Source organism: Pseudomonas sp. TWR1-1-4 (assembly GCF_049897165.1).
Lineage (GTDB): Bacteria > Pseudomonadota > Gammaproteobacteria > Pseudomonadales > Pseudomonadaceae > Aquipseudomonas > Aquipseudomonas canadensis.
The window spans coordinates 283,302-298,786 of the sequence record NZ_JAFCVS010000005.1 but is presented as its reverse complement, the minus strand read 5'-3'; the positions used below and the strand labels follow the sequence as shown (position 1 = coordinate 298,786).

The window sequence follows — 15,485 nt, the reverse complement described above, 5'->3', positions numbered from 1 at the left end:
GTTCGACCCCGAGCCATGCTCAATACGCTGCGCAAGATCGTCCAGGAAGTTAACTCCGCCAAGGATCTCAAGGCGGCGTTGGGGATTATTGTGTTGCGCGTCAAGGAAGCCATGGGCAGCCAGGTCTGCTCGGTTTACCTGCTGGACCCCGAGACCAACCGTTTTGTGCTGATGGCCACCGAGGGCTTGAACAAGCGCTCGATCGGTAAGGTCAGCATGGCGCCCAATGAAGGTCTGGTGGGCCTGGTGGGGACGCGTGAAGAACCCCTGAACCTTGAAAACGCGGCCGATCACCCGCGTTACCGCTACTTTGCCGAAACCGGCGAAGAGCGTTACGCCTCGTTCCTAGGCGCACCGATCATTCACCACCGCCGCGTCGTCGGCGTGTTGGTCATCCAGCAAAAAGAACGCCGCCAGTTCGACGAAGGTGAAGAAGCCTTCCTCGTGACCATGAGCGCGCAGCTTGCTGGGGTTATCGCCCACGCCGAAGCCACCGGCTCGATTCGCGGCCTGGGGCGTGAGGGCAAGGGCATCCAGGAAGCCAAGTTCGTCGGCGTGCCGGGTTCACCGGGCGCTGCGGTCGGTACGGCGGTAGTCATGTTGCCGCCAGCGGACCTGGATGTGGTGCCGGACAAGACCGTCAACGACATCGACGCTGAAATCAAACTGTTCAAAACCGCCCTGGAAGGCGTGCGCGCTGACATGCGCAACCTGTCGAACAAGCTGGCCACCCAGCTGCGCCCCGAAGAGCGTGCGCTGTTCGACGTGTACCAGATGATGCTCGACGACGCGTCGTTGGGTAACGAAGTCAAGACGGTGATCAAGACCGGCCAGTGGGCCCAGGGCGCACTGCGCCAGGTGGTCACCGATCACGTCAACCGTTTCGAAATGATGGATGACGACTACCTGCGTGAGCGGGCCTCGGATGTGCGCGACCTCGGTCGCCGTCTGCTGGCCAAGCTGCAGGAAGACCGCACTACCAACCTGGTTTACCCCGACAACACCATCCTTATCAGTGAGGAACTGACCGCCACCATGCTCGGCGAAGTGCCCGAGGGCAAGTTGGTGGGCCTGGTCTCGGTACTCGGTTCGGGCAACTCCCACGTTGCGATCCTGGCGCGTGCCATGGGCATCCCGACGGTGATGGGCCTGGTCGACCTGCCGTATGCCAAGGTCGACGGCATCGGCATGATCGTCGATGGCCATCGCGGTGAAGTGTTCACCAACCCCAGCGAAGTGTTGCGCAAGCAATACGCCGAAGTGGTTGAGGAAGAGAAACAACTGGCGCTGGGCCTCGATTCATTGCGCGAACTGCCGTGCGTAACCACCGACGGCCATCGCGTGCCGCTGCTGGTCAACACCGGCCTGCTGGCCGACGTGGCTCGTGCGCAACAGCGCGGCGCTGAAGGCGTGGGGCTGTACCGCACCGAAGTGCCGTTCATGATCAACCAGCGTTTCCCGAGCGAGAAGGAGCAGCTGGCGATTTATCGCGAGCAACTGCAGGCCTTCCACCCGTTGCCGGTGACCATGCGCAGCCTGGATATCGGCGGCGACAAGTCACTGTCTTATTTCCCGATCAAGGAAGACAACCCCTTCCTGGGCTGGCGCGGCATTCGCGTAACCCTCGACCACCCTGAAATTTTCCTCGTACAGACCCGCGCCATGCTCAAGGCCAGCGAAGGCCTGAACAATCTGCGCATCCTGCTGCCGATGATCTCCGGCACCCACGAGCTGGAAGAGGCGCTGCACTTGATCCACCGCGCCTGGGGCGAAGTGCGCGACGAAGGCGCCGACGTACCGATGCCGCCGATTGGCGTGATGATCGAAATCCCGGCGGCGGTGTACCAGGCCAAGGAGCTGGCGCGCCAGGTGGACTTCCTCTCGGTAGGTTCCAACGACCTGACCCAATACCTGCTGGCCGTGGACCGTAACAACCCAAGGGTGGCCGACCTTTACGACTACCTGCACCCGGCGGTTCTGCAAGCACTGCAACATGTGGTGCGCGACGCCCATGCCGAAGGCAAGCCGGTGAGCATCTGCGGCGAAATGGCCGGCGACCCGGCGGCGGCAGTGCTGTTGATGGCGATGGGTTTTGACAGCCTGTCGATGAACGCCACCAACTTGCCGAAAGTGAAGTGGATGTTGCGCCAGGTTGAGTTGAGCATGGCCAAGGACTTGCTGGCGGAGTTGATGACCATCGACAACCCGCAAGTTATCCACAGCTCGCTGCAGTTGGCGCTGAAGAATCTGGGGCTGACACGGATGATCAACCCGGCCTCCGCAAAAACCCTCTGATTTCAGAGGGTGGGCTTTTGTAGTGAGCGGGCTTGCCCCGCGCTGGGCTGCGAAGCGGCCCCATCAAGAACCCCGCGTTTTTTCAGGCGGAACGCATCGGCAGGTTTTGGGGCCGCTCCGCAGCCCAGCGCGGGGCAAGCCCGCTCACCACAAAACCGCTCTACAGGGTGAGTTCTACCTCGCCAAGTCGCCCACCATGCGGCCCAAAACTGCGCTCCACCATCCGCCGCGTCCCGTCGGCATTCACGATCAGCGCCGTACTCGCCCGCGTCCCATAACTTGGGCTGGCGATAAACACGCTGGATAAAAGACTTTCCGTCGCCAAGCCCACTCCGGTATCTGGCAGGTCCGCAAACGGCGCCGTCTGCGGATCACTCAAAATCCCCAATAACGCGTCAGGCTGTGGGTCCACGAGTATTTCGCTCAACGCCGCCTTGGCCTTGAGCAATTTGGGCCACGGTGTATCCAACCCTGCGTTGGATAATCCATACACGCCGGACTTCAGCCGCGTCGGCTCCGTATGGTTGGCGTTGTAATGCCACAGCTCATCGCGCGTGCCTATCAGCAGGTTAAACCCGGCATATTCAATCGAGCGGCCGTTAACGTCGGCCAAATACTCTTCAATCGGCAGCGAGCCGCTGAGAAATCGCGCGACCAACTCGCCACGGGACTTACGGGCCGGAGGCTGGTGCGGGTCGCGGATATTGGTCAGCGCGCCAAAGCGGCCATCGGCATTGACCCCCAGCCAAGTACCGCCGGCTTCCTGGTCACGACCGGCGTAGACCTCGGGCGCATCCAGCCACTGGGCCAGCGGCAGGCTGGGGCGGGCGTAGAACTCGTCGCGGTTGGCCGCGACGATCAGTGGCTGGGCGTGGCCCGGCCGCCAGGCGAAAACAATCAGGCACATCAGGCGATCCCTTTTGTGTTTTTAGCCACTCTACCCACTCAAGCCGAGGCGTTCCATCGTATGCAGTTGGGTCGCATGCCTTCCATCCGTTAACATGCCGGACTTGGTTCGGGGGCTCCCATGGAATTTCTGCTGTATTTGCTGCTCGGTGCCTGTGCGGGTGTACTCGCCGGGCTGTTCGGCGTGGGCGGCGGGATCATCATCGTGCCGGTACTGGTGTTCAGCTTCACCTTGCAGGGCTTCGACCCGCAGGTGCTGACCCACCTGGCCGTGGGCACCTCCCTGGCGACCATCATTTTTACCTCGGTGAATGCTGTGCGCGAGCATCATCGACGGGGCGCGGTGCGTTGGCCGATCTTTGTGTGGATGACCGTGGGCATCCTGATCGGCGCCGGTTTTGGCGCATTGACCGCCGAGGCGATTTCCGGCCCGCACCTGCAAAAGATCATCGGCGTATTTGCCTTGCTGGTGGCCGTTCAACTGGCACTGGAGGTGAAGCCCAAGGCCAGCCGGACGGTGCCGGGCAAGTTTGGCTTGACCGTCGCCGGTACGTTTATCGGCTGGGCCTCGGCGATTTTCGGGATTGGCGGCGGCTCGCTGACGGTGCCGTTTTTGACCTGGCGCAGCGTGCCTATGCAGCAGGCGGTGGCCACTTCATCGGCCTGCGGCCTGCCGATTGCGCTGGCCAGTGCATTAAGTTTCATGATTCTGGGCTGGCATGACCCGCTGTTGCCCGCTCATAGTCTAGGGTTCGTGTATTTGCCGGCGCTGCTGGGCATTGCCCTGACCAGCATGGTGTTTGCCCGCTTCGGCGCACGCTTGGCACATCGATTGTCGCCGCGTCTGCTCAAGCGCTTGTTCGCCGGGCTGTTGTTCTGTGTCGGTCTGAACTTTTTGCTTTAAAGAATTTGAATAATGCAGGCTTAATCGCGGCCCGGCATGGTCCCGGTCGCCATAACGAATGATTAACGAGGAGTCGCAATGCTGCCTTACCCGCAGATCGACCCGGTGGCCCTGGCCATCGGTCCGCTGAAAATCCACTGGTACGGGTTGATGTACCTGATCGGCATCGGCGGTGCCTGGTTTCTGGCCTCTCGACGCCTGAACCGGTTCGACCCGACCTGGACCAAGGAGAAACTCTCCGACCTGATTTTCTGGCTGTCGATGGGGGTGATTGTCGGCGGACGCCTGGGGTATGTGTTGTTCTACGATCTCTCCGCGTACATCGCCAACCCGACGCTGATCTTCGAGGTGTGGAAGGGCGGCATGGCGTTCCACGGCGGCTTTATCGGCGTGATGATCGCCGCCTGGTGGTTCGGCCGTCGCAACGGCAAATCGTTCTTCCAACTGATGGACTTCGTTGCGCCGATGGTACCGATCGGCTTGGGCGCCGGGCGTATCGGCAACTTTATCAACGCCGAACTGTGGGGCAAGCCGACCGACGTGCCGTGGGCCATGGTGTTCCCGCCGTTCAGTGACCCGGCGCAACTGCCGCGCCACCCGTCGCAGCTTTATCAGTTCGCATTGGAAGGCGTGGCGCTGTTCCTTATCCTGTACATCTTCTCGCGCAAACCGCGCCCCACCATGGCGGTGTCGGGCATGTTCGCGTTGTTCTACGGGATCTTCCGCTTCATCGTCGAGTTCGTGCGCGTGCCGGATGCACAGTTGGGCTATTTGGCGTTCGGTTGGGTGACCATGGGCCAGATCCTCAGCTTGCCGATGATCCTCGGCGGCCTGGGCTTGCTGTGGTGGGCGTACAATCGCCCGCAACCTTTGAAGAACACCGCGCTTTAAATTCGAATGCCGAGGCTGTTGCGCTGCCTCGGCTTCAACGATACGGGTAAAAAAATGAAGCAATATCTCGAACTGCTGAACGACGTCGTGACCAATGGATTGACCAAGGGCGATCGCACCGGCACCGGCACCAAGGCCGTGTTTGCCCGTCAGTATCGGCATAACTTGGCCGACGGCTTCCCGCTGCTGACCACCAAGAAGCTTCACTTCAAAAGCATCGCCAACGAACTGATCTGGATGTTGAGCGGCAACACCAATATCAAATGGCTCAACGAAAACGGCGTAAAGATCTGGGACGAATGGGCCACCGAAGACGGTGACCTAGGCCCGGTGTACGGCGAACAGTGGACCGCCTGGCCGACCAAGGACGGTGGCACGATCAACCAGATCGATTACATGGTCCACACGCTGAAGACCAACCCCAACAGCCGCCGCATCCTGTTCCACGGCTGGAACGTCGAGTACCTGCCCGACGAGACCCAGAGCCCGCAGGAAAACGCGCGCAACGGCAAGCAAGCCCTGCCGCCGTGCCACCTGCTGTACCAGGCGTTTGTGCACGACGGTCACCTGTCGATGCAGTTGTACATTCGCAGCTCCGACGTGTTCCTCGGCCTGCCGTACAACACCGCCGCGCTGGCCTTGCTCACCCATATGCTGGCCCAGCAGTGCGACCTGATCCCTCACGAGATCATCGTCACCACCGGCGACACCCATGCCTACAGCAACCACATGGAGCAGATCCAGACCCAGCTGGCGCGCACGCCGAAGAAGCTGCCGGAGCTGGTAATCAAGCGCAAGCCTGCGTCGATCTACGACTACAAGTTTGAAGACTTCGAAATCGTCGGTTACGACGCCGACCCAAGCATCAAGGCCGACGTCGCCATCTGATCAATGTGGGAGCGGCGGTGCGACGATTCGACTTGCCCGCTCCCACATTTAGCCGGTGTTCACTTGATTTAGTGGCCGTGGCTTCTGCCTACATGCGAGGGCTCAGCCTCGCTGGCTGCCACACTCCCGCTGACTTCCAGCCGCTGCAGAATCCCGCACTCGGGCCCGCCGCCACAGCGTTGGCGCAAGTCCAGCAATTGCTCTTGCAACGCCAACAGCCCATCGATCCGCGCCTTCACATGGTGGATGTGCTCGTCAATCAACGCATTCACGTTTTCGCACTGGTCCTGGGGGCTGTCGCGCAAGCCCAATAGGCTGCGGATTTCTTCCAAGGTCATGTCCAGGCTGCGGCAATTACGGATAAACACCAGTCGCTCGGTGTGCGCTTGGGTGTAAACGCGGTAATTGGCGTCGGTGCGCGCCGGGGGTGGCAGCAGGCCTTCCTTCTCGTAGTAACGGATGGTTTCCACCGGGCAGTCGGTCAGTTTGGCCAGTTCGCCGATCTTCATCGCAGCAATCTCCAAATGGGTGCTTGACCCTATAGTGGCTACAGGGTCTTTACTTGGCAACAGGCACCTTTACGGACGCGACAGAATGAGCGATTCCATCCACACCCCGCATAAACACGAGCATGATCACGACCACGATCATGCCCCGAAAAAACTCACGCCTGTACATGACCACGGCCACGGCGGCTCCTGCTGTTCCGGCACTCCAACTCCGGCGCTGGTGCAACTGAGCGAGGCGCCCACCGCCGGCTCGCGGCTGAGCACTTTCCGCATCGAAGCCATGGACTGCCCCACCGAGCAGACGCTGATCCAGAACAAACTGGGCAAGCTGGCCGGCGTGCAGCAGCTGGAGTTCAATCTGATCAACCGCATCCTCGGCGTCACTCACGACTTGCCGAGTACTGCACCGATCATCGAAGCGATCAAATCCCTGGGGATGCAGGCTGATCCGATCGAAGAGGGCACCCCGGCCGCAGAGCCACCGGCCAAGAAACATTGGTGGCCCCTGGCGTTGTCCGGCGTGGGTGCGTTGGGTGCCGAAGTGCTGCACTTCAGTGGCGTCGCGCCCACCTGGGTGATCGCATTGGTAGCGTTGGTGTCGATCCTCAGCGGCGGCCTCACCACGTACAAAAAGGGCTGGATTGCCCTGAAAAACCTCAACCTGAACATCAATGCCCTGATGAGCATCGCCGTCACCGGTGCGATCCTGATCGGCCAATGGCCGGAAGCCGCCATGGTGATGTTCCTGTTCACCGTGGCCGAGTTGATCGAAGCCAAGTCCCTGGACCGTGCGCGTAATGCCATCAGCGGCTTGATGCAGATGACGCCGGAGCAAGCCACGGTGCGGCAGGCTGATGGTTCCTGGGTTGAAAAAGAAGTCAAAAGCATTGAGTTGGGCGCAATCGTGCGGGTAAAACCTGGCGAGCGTATCGGCTTGGACGGGGAAGTCACCGCCGGCCAATCCACCATCGACCAAGCGCCGATCACCGGTGAAAGCCTGCCGATCGAAAAGACCGTGGGCGATAAGGTCTTCGCCGGCACCATCAACCAGGCCGGTTCCCTGGAATACAGAGTCACTGCAGCGGCCAACAACTCCACCTTGGCGCGCATCATTCACGCGGTGGAACAGGCCCAAGGCGCGCGCGCGCCGACCCAGCGCTTTGTCGACAGCTTCTCGAAAATCTACACCCCGGCGGTGTTTCTGTTCGCCCTCGGCGTGGCCATTATTCCGCCGCTGTTCATGGCCGGCGCCTGGTTCGACTGGATCTACCGCGCCCTGGTGCTGCTGGTGGTGGCGTGCCCGTGTGCGCTGGTGATTTCCACCCCGTTGACCATCGTCAGCGGCCTGGCGGCGGCGGCGCGTAAAGGCATCTTGATCAAGGGCGGCGTGTACTTGGAGGGTGGTTACAAGCTCGACTATGTGGCCCTCGACAAGACCGGCACCATCACGCACGGCAAGCCGGTGCAAACCGATTACCTGGCGCTGTTCCCCAATGTCGCAGACAGCGCGCCGGCTTTGGCCGCCAGTCTGGCCGGGCGTTCCGATCACCCGGTGTCGCTGGCGATTGCCAACGCGGCTGTGGATAAAAACCTGCCCACCCATGTTGTGGATAACTTCGAGGCCCTGGCCGGTCGGGGCGTGCGTGGTGACATCAACGGCGAAACCTACCACCTGGGCAACCACCGCCTGGTGGAAGACCTGGGCCTGTGCTCGCCGGAACTGGAAGAAAAACTCTTCGCCCTGGAAAAACAGGGCAAATCGGTGGTGCTGTTACTCGATAAGTCCGGCCCATTGGCACTGTTCGCTGTGGCCGACACGGTCAAGGACAGCAGCCGCGAAGCTATCCAACAACTGCACGAGCTGGGCATCAAGACCCTGATGCTCACCGGCGACAACACTCACACCGCCCAGGCGATTGCCGCCCAGGTGGGCATCGACCAGGCTCAGGGTGACCTGTTGCCGACGGACAAGCTGCAAGCCATCGAATCGCTCTACGGCCAAGGCCACCGCGTGGGTATGGTCGGTGACGGCATCAACGACGCCCCGGCGTTGGCCCGTGCCGAGATCGGTTTTGCCATGGCCGCAGCGGGCACCGATACCGCCATTGAAACCGCCGACGTGGCCTTGATGGACGATGATTTACGCAAGATTCCGGCATTCATTCGTCTGTCGCGGCAAACGTCGAGTATTCTCAAGCAGAACATCGCCCTGGCGTTGGTAATCAAGGCGATCTTCCTGGTGGTCACCTTCCTGGGCTTGGCCACCATGTGGATGGCGGTGTTCGCCGACATGGGCGTGGCCCTGCTGGTGGTGTTCAATGGTCTGCGCCTGTTGCGCAAATAGAGATGAGAGGGTGGTGTGCTGAGTGCCGAGTTAAAGGCTTTTTTCATGGTCGCCCGCCTGGGTAGCATCACCCAGGCGGCGAAAAAGCTCGGCCTGAGCCAACCTACGGTCACCACCCAGATCCGTAACCTGGAAAGCCAGTACGGCGTCGAGCTGTTCTACCGCGGCGGCCGCCGCCTCACCGTCAGCGACGAGGGTGCGCGCTTGCTGCCGATGGTCAAGGCGCTGTTGCAGCAAGAAGCGGACATCGAGTTTTTCCTGCGCAACAGTGGCCAGGTCCAGGGCGCATTGAGGATTGCCGCCACGGCGCCTTACTACATCCTCGACCTGGTCAAAGCCTTCCGCGAGCGTCTGCCGCAAGTGGAAGTGTCGGTGGAAATCGGCAACTCCCAACAAGTGCTTGAAGCCTTGGACGACTACCGCGTCGACGTCGCCGCCTCCTCGCAACTGCTGGAGGACCCGCGCCTGATCCGCCGTGTGCTGGGCACCGACCCGCTGGTGCTGGCAGTGCATCGCAACCATCCGCTGGCCAAGTTGGATCATGTGCCGCTCTCGGCGTTGGCCGGGCACACATTGTTGATGCGCGAGGCGGGCTCAACCACGCGGAGCCTGACTGAGGAACTCTTGCAAAGCGCCAACGTGAGCTATGGCCCGTTGCTGGAGATTGGCAGCCGCGAGTCGATCCGTGAGGCGGTGTTGCGCAACATAGGCATCAGCATCATTGCGCGGCAGGAAGTGCCACACGACCCGCAACTGCGCGTGCTGACTATCGAGAATGCGCCGCAGATTCCGGAGTACCTGTACTGCCTCAAGGAGCGCAAAGGCGCACGATTGCCGGCGGCGTTCCTGGGGTTGGCGCAGGAAATGTCTCCACTCTAACGGTCGAGTAAGATCTCTGTGGTGAGCGAGCTTGCCCAGCGCGGGGCAAGCCCGCTCACCACAATGGTGTTCGCGTCCTACCCAAATCCACCAATACCACTATCGCCGGGTTTTGCCTTTCTGCCACATGAGGGACGCATTGCCTGCCTAGCATGGGCTTCATCAGTTCGATGAGGTGCCTTGCATGAACACAGCCCTGACCCAACCCGGCGCGCCGATGAAAGTGCGCGGTATCCAGAAACGCTTCGGCGCCTTCACCGCGCTGGACAACGTCTCCCTGGACGTCGCCGCCGGCGAGCTGGTGTGCCTGCTGGGCCCGTCCGGTTGCGGCAAGACCACCTTGCTGCGTTGCATCGCTGGCCTGGAGCGCCAGGACAGCGGCGAACTGTACCTGGGCTGCCGTGATGTTTCCCTACTGCCGCCCCAGGCACGGGACTACGGCATTCTGTTCCAGTCCTACGCGCTTTTCCCCAACCTTACCGTCGAAGCGAACATCGGCTACGGCCTCACTGGCAGCGGTCGCGAGGAAGTGCGCAAGCGTGTCGGGCAGATGCTGGAATTGGTCGGCCTGGTCGGCAGCGAAAAGAAATACCCCGGCCAACTCTCCGGCGGACAGCAACAACGCGTCGCACTGGCCCGAGCCCTGGCGCCTGCACCTTCACTGTTGTTGCTGGACGAGCCAATGTCGGCCCTCGACGCCCGCGTCCGTGAGCATCTGTGCACCGAGTTGCGCCAACTGCAACGTCGCCTGGGCATCACCACGCTGATGGTCACCCACAACCAGGACGAAGCCATGCTGATGGCCGACCGCATCGCCGTGATGAACAACGGCAAGGTCGAGCAATACGCCACGCCCCAGGAGATCTACGACCGCCCGGCCACGCCGTTCGTGGCGGAGTTTGTCGGCCAGGGCAACTGGTTGCCGTTCAGTCGCAACAGTGCCAGTCACGCCCAGGTCGGTGGGATGAACATGCGCCTGGCCGACGATGCCGGTGTGGCCAAGTCCGGCCGCTTGTTCTGCCGCCCTGAGGCGATCAGCGTCAACCCGCCGGTGCATGAAGAAAACCTGTTTCCGGCCAAGGTCCGCGAGATCACTTTCCTCGGCAACCGTTGCCGCATGAGTTTCGAGCTGGAGCAACTGCCCGGTCATCCGCTGCTCGCTGAATTGGCCCCGGAAGCCATGCCGCGCCTGGGCGCCCAGGACATCTGGGTGGCCTTGCCGCCGCGCAGCCTGCAGGTGTTTGCCTGAGATGGCCGCTGTCATGACGCTGCCACGACCGGTGTCCCGCGCCGAAACCGGTGACCGAATTTTCATCGTCGGCGGCAAACTGCTGTGGCTGTTGCTGCTGGGCCTGGCTGTCTTGATGCCGCTGCTGGCGATCTTCTGGCGCGGTTTCAGTAGTGAAGCCGGGCAGGGCGGTGGTCTGGTGGCTGCACAGGAACTGATCACCAGCGCCAACTTCCACTGGCTGCTGGGCAATAGCCTGAAAGTTTCCCTCAGCGTGGCGGCTATCGTCGTACCGCTGGCCTACCTGTTTGCCTACGCCCTGCAACGCACGTTGATCCCCGGCAAGGCGATCTGGCGTGGCATGTCGTTGCTGCCGTTGATGGCGCCGTCGATGTTGCCGGGCATTGCGCTGGTCTACTTGTTCGGCAACCAGGGCATGCTGCGCGGGTTGCTCTCGGACAATATCTACGGCTTCTGGGGCATTGTGCTGGGTGAGGTGATCTACACCTTCCCACACGCTTTGATGATTTTGTTGTCGGCGCTGTCCCTGGCGGATGCGCGCCTGTTCGATGCAGCCTCCAGCATGGGCGCCAGCCCGGCGCGGGCGTTTCGCAGCATTACCTGGCCGGCCACGCGCCAGGCCGTGTTCGCCGCGTTCTGTCTGGTGTTCACCCTGACCATCACCGACTTCGGCGTGCCCGTGGTGGTTGGCGGCGATTATCAGGTGTTGGCGCTGGAAGCCTACAAGGCGGTGGTCGGCCAGCAACAGTTCGGTCGCGGCGCGCTGATCGGCATGGTGTTGCTGCTACCGGCGCTGTTCAGCTTTGCTGTGGATGCCTGGCTGCGCCGCCGTCATGGCGATTCCATGAGCGGCCGTGCCCAAGTGTTCCAACCGGCGCCATCGCGCATGAGGGACGGCTGCTACCTGGCCATCGTGCTGCTGATCTGCGCCGTGTTACTGCTGGTGTTCGGCATGGCGGTGTATTCGTCGCTGGTGAAGTTCTGGCCGTACAACCTGTCGCTGTCGCTCAACCACTACCAGTTCGAAGACACGGCTGGCGGCGGCTGGCTGGCCTATCGCAACAGCCTGACCATGGCGCTGTGCACCGCATTGATCGGCAGCGTGTTGATCTTCACCGGCGCGTACCTGATGGAAAAGACCAAGGGCCAGAAAGGCCTCAACCTCGCCCTGCGCATGCTCAGCTTTGTGCCGATGGCCGTACCGGGCTTGGTGCTGGGCCTGGGCTACGTGTTCTTTTTCAACCTCAACGGCAACCCGCTACACGTGTTCTACGGCACCATGACCCTGCTAGTGGTGTGCACCATTGCTCACTATCTGACCACCGCGCAGATGACCGCCACCACGGCGCTGCGCCAACTGGACGCCGAGTTCGAAGCCGCCGCCTTGTCCCTCAAGGCACCGCTGTACCGGCATTACCTGAAAGTGACGGTGCCGATCTGCCTGCCGGCGTTGCTGGACATCGTGCGCTACCTGTTTGTGTCGGCAATGACCACGGTGTCAGCCGCGATTTTTCTCTACAGCCCCGACACCATCCTCGCCGCCGTCGCCGTGTTGAACATGGACGACGCCGGCAACGTGGGCGGCGCGGCGGCCATGTCGACCCTGATCCTGTTCACCTCAGCCGGCGTCTCGCTGTTGCTGGCGTGGGCCTCACGTGGCGCGTTGCGCCGCTCCCAAGCCTGGCGCCAGAGCGCACCCGGCCAATAAATATCCCTGAAGGAGGTGCTCCATGTTCAAGCCCCTGGCGCTGGTCGCTGCCGTACTGACTGCATTCAGCCTGAATGCCTTCGCCAAGACCGAGTTGACCGTGTACACGGCCCTCGAAGCCGAGCAGTTGAAGACCTACAAAAAGGCCTTCGAACAGGCCAACCCTGATATCGAAATCAAATGGGTGCGCGACTCTACCGGCATCATCACCGCCAAGCTGCTGGCCGAGAAAGACCGCCCGCAAGCCGACGCAGTCTGGGGCCTGGCCGCTTCCAGCCTGGTGATCCTCGATCAGCAGGGCATGCTGGACAACTACGCGCCGAAGGACCTGGACAAGATCGGCAAGAACTACCGCGACGCCGCCAACCCGCCGGCCTGGGTCGGCATGGATGTGTGGGCCGCAACGATTTGCTTCAACACCGTCGAAGCCGAAAAGCAGGGCCTGACCAAGCCGGTGAGCTGGCAGGACCTGACCAAGCCTGAGTACAAGGGCAAGATCGTCATGCCCAACCCTGCCTCGTCCGGCACCGGTTTCCTGGACGTCAGCGCCTGGTTGCAGACCTACGGCGAGAAGCAAGGCTGGCAGTACATGGACGACCTGCACCAGAACATCGGCCAGTACGTTCACTCCGGCTCCAAGCCTTGCAAGCTCGCGGCTTCGGGTGAGTTCCCGATCGGTATTTCCTTCGAATACCCGGCCGTGCAGTTGAAACGCCAGGGCGCGCCGCTGGACATCATCTTGCCGAAAGAAGGCCTGGGCTGGGACATCGAAGCCACTGCCGTCATGAAAGGCACCCACAACGCCGACGCCGCGAAAAAGCTCGCGGATTTCTCCGCCAGCCCGGCTGCCATGGACCTGTACAAGGACAACTTCGCCGTCCTCGCTCAGCCTGGCATTGCCAAGCCGCAGACCGAATTGCCAGCCGACTATGAACAACGCCTGATCAAGAACGACTTCGCGTGGGCTTCGAAGAACCGTGACAGCATTTTGACCGAGTGGCGCAAGCGCTATGACGGCAAGTCGGAAAAACAATAATTTTACCTCTACCTGTAGGAGCGAGCTTGCTCGCGAAGAACGAATAGGCGACGCGAGCAACCAGAAGCGCTGCGTCATCGTTGACGCTCTTCGCGAGCAAGCTCGCTGCTACAGAGGGCTGCGAAATCCATGACGAAGCACAGTGATCTACTGATTATCGGCGCCGGCATCCTCGGCCTGTCCCACGCCTTTGCCGCCGCCAAACGCGGGCTCAAGGTCAAGGTGTTCGAACGCAGCGCCACGCCACTGGGCGCCTCGGTGCGCAACTTCGGCCAGGCCCTGGTCACCGGGCAACCGCCGGGGCCGATGCTTGACCTGGCACGGCAAAGCCGTGACATTTGGGGCCATTGGGCGCAAGTCGCCGGGCTGCAACTCAAGCGCAACGGCGCGTACCTGTTTGCCCGCACCGAAGCGGAAGAGCACTTGCTGGAAGCCTTCTGTGAGGGGCGTGCACACGAGCACGGCTACAACGTCGAACTGCTGCAAGGCGCGGCGATGAAGGACCTGTATGGCGGCCAGTTTCGTCATCACCGCGCTGCGCTGCACGGCAAGGACGATCAGCAACTGTATTCCCGTGAAGCGATCCCAGCGCTGATCAACTACCTGGCGCAAGAGCTGAACGTGGAGTTTTATTTCTCCACGTTGGTGCGTGATCTCGAACCGGGCCAGTTGCACAGCACGGCAGGCAGCTTTCGCGGCGAACAGATCATTGTGTGCTCCGGCCACGACTACCAGACCTTGCTGGCCGAAGCGATGGCCGAACTCAATCCGAGTATCTGCCGTCTGCAAATGTTACGTGCCCGGCCCGCCGTCAACCTGAACCTGCAACACGCGTTGCTCACCGGCTTGAGCTGCGTGCACTACGGCGCTTTCGCCGACCTGCCGGAAGCGGCGCCGGTGCAGGCGCAAATCCTGCGCGATGCTCCGTACCTGCACGAACACGGCATTCACCTTCTGATCAGCCCGACGCCCCATGGCGAATTGATCATCGGTGATTCCCATGACTACGGCAGCGACGCGTCGCCCTTCAACGCCGAGCAGGTGGATGACTGGATGATCGAACTGGCTGAGCAGACCTTGGGCTGCAAAATCCAGGTGGTGGAGCGTTGGCAGGGTGTGTACGGCTCGCGGGGGCCGGGGCCGTTTTCATTCCTGCGCGTGGCGCCGGGAGTGAGCGCCGCGTTGATGCACACGGGCGTGGGCATGAGCGTGGGGCCGGCGATGGCCGAGCACAATATCAGTACCCTGTGGGGAGCTGCGTGATGAACCCGGAACAGACCATCGCCGAGGTCTTCGGCTTGTATGAGCAGCACGGCACGGCGGATTACATCGGCGAGCCGGTGTCGCAGATCGAGCACATGTCCCAGGCCGCGCAACTCGCCATGGCCGAAGGCTTTGATGATGAAGTGGTGCTGGCGGCGTTTTTCCACGACATCGGGCATCTCTGCGGCCAGGGCGAGGAAAACATGGGGGGTTATGGCGTGGTCAGCCATGAACGGCTGGGGGCCGACTATCTGCGTCGCGCAGGGTTCAGCGAGCGCATGGCCACGTTGGTGGAGTATCACGTGCAGGCCAAGCGCTACCTGACCTTCAGCCAGCCGGACTATTACGCGTGCCTGAGCGAAGCCAGCCGCCGCACCTTGGCGTATCAGGGTGGGGTGATGAGTGCCGAGGAGGCTCAGGCGTTTGCGCAGGACCCGCTGTGCGCCGTGAGTTTGCGCATGCGTCATTGGGATGAACAGGCCAAGCAGAGGCATGTGCCGGTACTTGACCTGCAGATACTCAAGGCAAAGGCTGCGCGGCTACTGGTTGCGTAGACAGGCCCTACACCCAACGCAGACTCGCCGTCTGGAGGCGGGGGCATCGCGTCATTAAG

At 61.8% G+C, this 15,485-nt stretch carries 13 protein-coding genes; 11 read left to right on the top strand and 2 right to left on the bottom strand.

The window, feature by feature from the left end; genetic code table 11:
* Nucleotides 1–15 precede the first annotated feature (15 nt).
* Complete coding sequence (gene ptsP / locus ACP7C6_RS17130; RefSeq protein ID WP_028618347.1) at nucleotides 16–2,295, top strand: phosphoenolpyruvate--protein phosphotransferase; 2,280 nt, start codon at nucleotides 16–18, stop codon at nucleotides 2,293–2,295.
* A gap of 160 nt (nucleotides 2,296–2,455) precedes the next feature.
* Here ptsP and ACP7C6_RS17125 read toward each other — a convergent pair whose 3' ends face one another.
* Nucleotides 2,456–3,202: an NRDE family protein gene (locus ACP7C6_RS17125; RefSeq protein WP_426109027.1), complete on the bottom strand. Its 747-nt coding sequence runs from the start codon at nucleotides 3,200–3,202 to the stop codon at nucleotides 2,456–2,458.
* Nucleotides 3,203–3,322: 120 nt separating this feature from the next.
* Here ACP7C6_RS17125 and ACP7C6_RS17120 point away from each other — a divergent pair, with 120 nt between their 5' ends.
* The 3 genes from ACP7C6_RS17120 (at nucleotide 3,323) to ACP7C6_RS17110 (ending at nucleotide 5,884) form a co-directional block, all read left to right on the top strand.
* Complete coding sequence (locus tag ACP7C6_RS17120) at nucleotides 3,323–4,105, top strand: sulfite exporter TauE/SafE family protein (RefSeq protein WP_028618345.1); 783 nt, start codon at nucleotides 3,323–3,325, stop codon at nucleotides 4,103–4,105.
* A 78-nt stretch (nucleotides 4,106–4,183) separates the two neighbouring features.
* Nucleotides 4,184–4,996 (top strand): prolipoprotein diacylglyceryl transferase, encoded by an 813-nt coding sequence (gene lgt, locus ACP7C6_RS17115; RefSeq protein WP_010207296.1) that lies wholly within the window; start codon nucleotides 4,184–4,186, stop codon nucleotides 4,994–4,996.
* Nucleotides 4,997–5,050: 54 nt separating this feature from the next.
* Entirely contained in the window at nucleotides 5,051–5,884 is an 834-nt protein-coding gene (locus ACP7C6_RS17110; protein ID WP_028618344.1) for a thymidylate synthase, read from the top strand.
* Nucleotides 5,885–5,952: 68 nt separating this feature from the next.
* Here ACP7C6_RS17110 and cadR read toward each other — a convergent pair whose 3' ends face one another.
* Complete coding sequence (gene cadR, locus ACP7C6_RS17105) at nucleotides 5,953–6,393, bottom strand: Cd(II)/Pb(II)-responsive transcriptional regulator (protein WP_016979028.1); 441 nt, start codon at nucleotides 6,391–6,393, stop codon at nucleotides 5,953–5,955.
* Nucleotides 6,394–6,478: 85 nt separating this feature from the next.
* Here cadR and ACP7C6_RS17100 point away from each other — a divergent pair, with 85 nt between their 5' ends.
* The 7 genes from ACP7C6_RS17100 to ACP7C6_RS17070 all read left to right on the top strand — a co-directional run bounded on the left by ACP7C6_RS17100 (nucleotide 6,479) and on the right by ACP7C6_RS17070 (nucleotide 15,426).
* Nucleotides 6,479–8,737, top strand: a complete 2,259-nt coding sequence (locus tag ACP7C6_RS17100) for a heavy metal translocating P-type ATPase (RefSeq protein ID WP_426109026.1) — start codon at nucleotides 6,479–6,481, stop codon at nucleotides 8,735–8,737.
* A 15-nt stretch (nucleotides 8,738–8,752) separates the two neighbouring features.
* Nucleotides 8,753–9,616: a LysR family transcriptional regulator gene (locus ACP7C6_RS17095; RefSeq protein WP_028618342.1), complete on the top strand. Its 864-nt coding sequence runs from the start codon at nucleotides 8,753–8,755 to the stop codon at nucleotides 9,614–9,616.
* A gap of 184 nt (nucleotides 9,617–9,800) precedes the next feature.
* Nucleotides 9,801–10,865 carry a putative 2-aminoethylphosphonate ABC transporter ATP-binding protein gene (locus ACP7C6_RS17090; RefSeq protein ID WP_426109025.1) on the top strand — a complete coding sequence of 355 codons (1,065 nt, stop codon included), beginning with the start codon at nucleotides 9,801–9,803 and terminating at the stop codon, nucleotides 10,863–10,865.
* A gap of 1 nt (nucleotide 10,866) precedes the next feature.
* The gene (locus ACP7C6_RS17085) at nucleotides 10,867–12,573 is read left to right on the top strand and encodes a putative 2-aminoethylphosphonate ABC transporter permease subunit (protein ID WP_068936370.1); all 1,707 of its coding nucleotides are present in this window, start codon (nucleotides 10,867–10,869) and stop codon (nucleotides 12,571–12,573) included.
* Nucleotides 12,574–12,595: 22 nt separating this feature from the next.
* Nucleotides 12,596–13,609: a putative 2-aminoethylphosphonate ABC transporter substrate-binding protein gene (locus ACP7C6_RS17080; RefSeq protein ID WP_426109024.1), complete on the top strand. Its 1,014-nt coding sequence runs from the start codon at nucleotides 12,596–12,598 to the stop codon at nucleotides 13,607–13,609.
* Between the two features lie 129 nt (nucleotides 13,610–13,738).
* Nucleotides 13,739–14,872 (top strand): TIGR03364 family FAD-dependent oxidoreductase, encoded by a 1,134-nt coding sequence (locus ACP7C6_RS17075; protein ID WP_426109023.1) that lies wholly within the window; start codon nucleotides 13,739–13,741, stop codon nucleotides 14,870–14,872.
* Nucleotides 14,872–15,426, top strand: coding sequence for a phosphonate degradation HD-domain oxygenase (locus ACP7C6_RS17070; protein WP_426109022.1), 555 nt, complete (start codon nucleotides 14,872–14,874; stop codon nucleotides 15,424–15,426). Before ACP7C6_RS17075 ends, ACP7C6_RS17070 begins: the two co-directional genes overlap by 1 nt.
* Nucleotides 15,427–15,485: the final 59 nt, after the last annotated feature.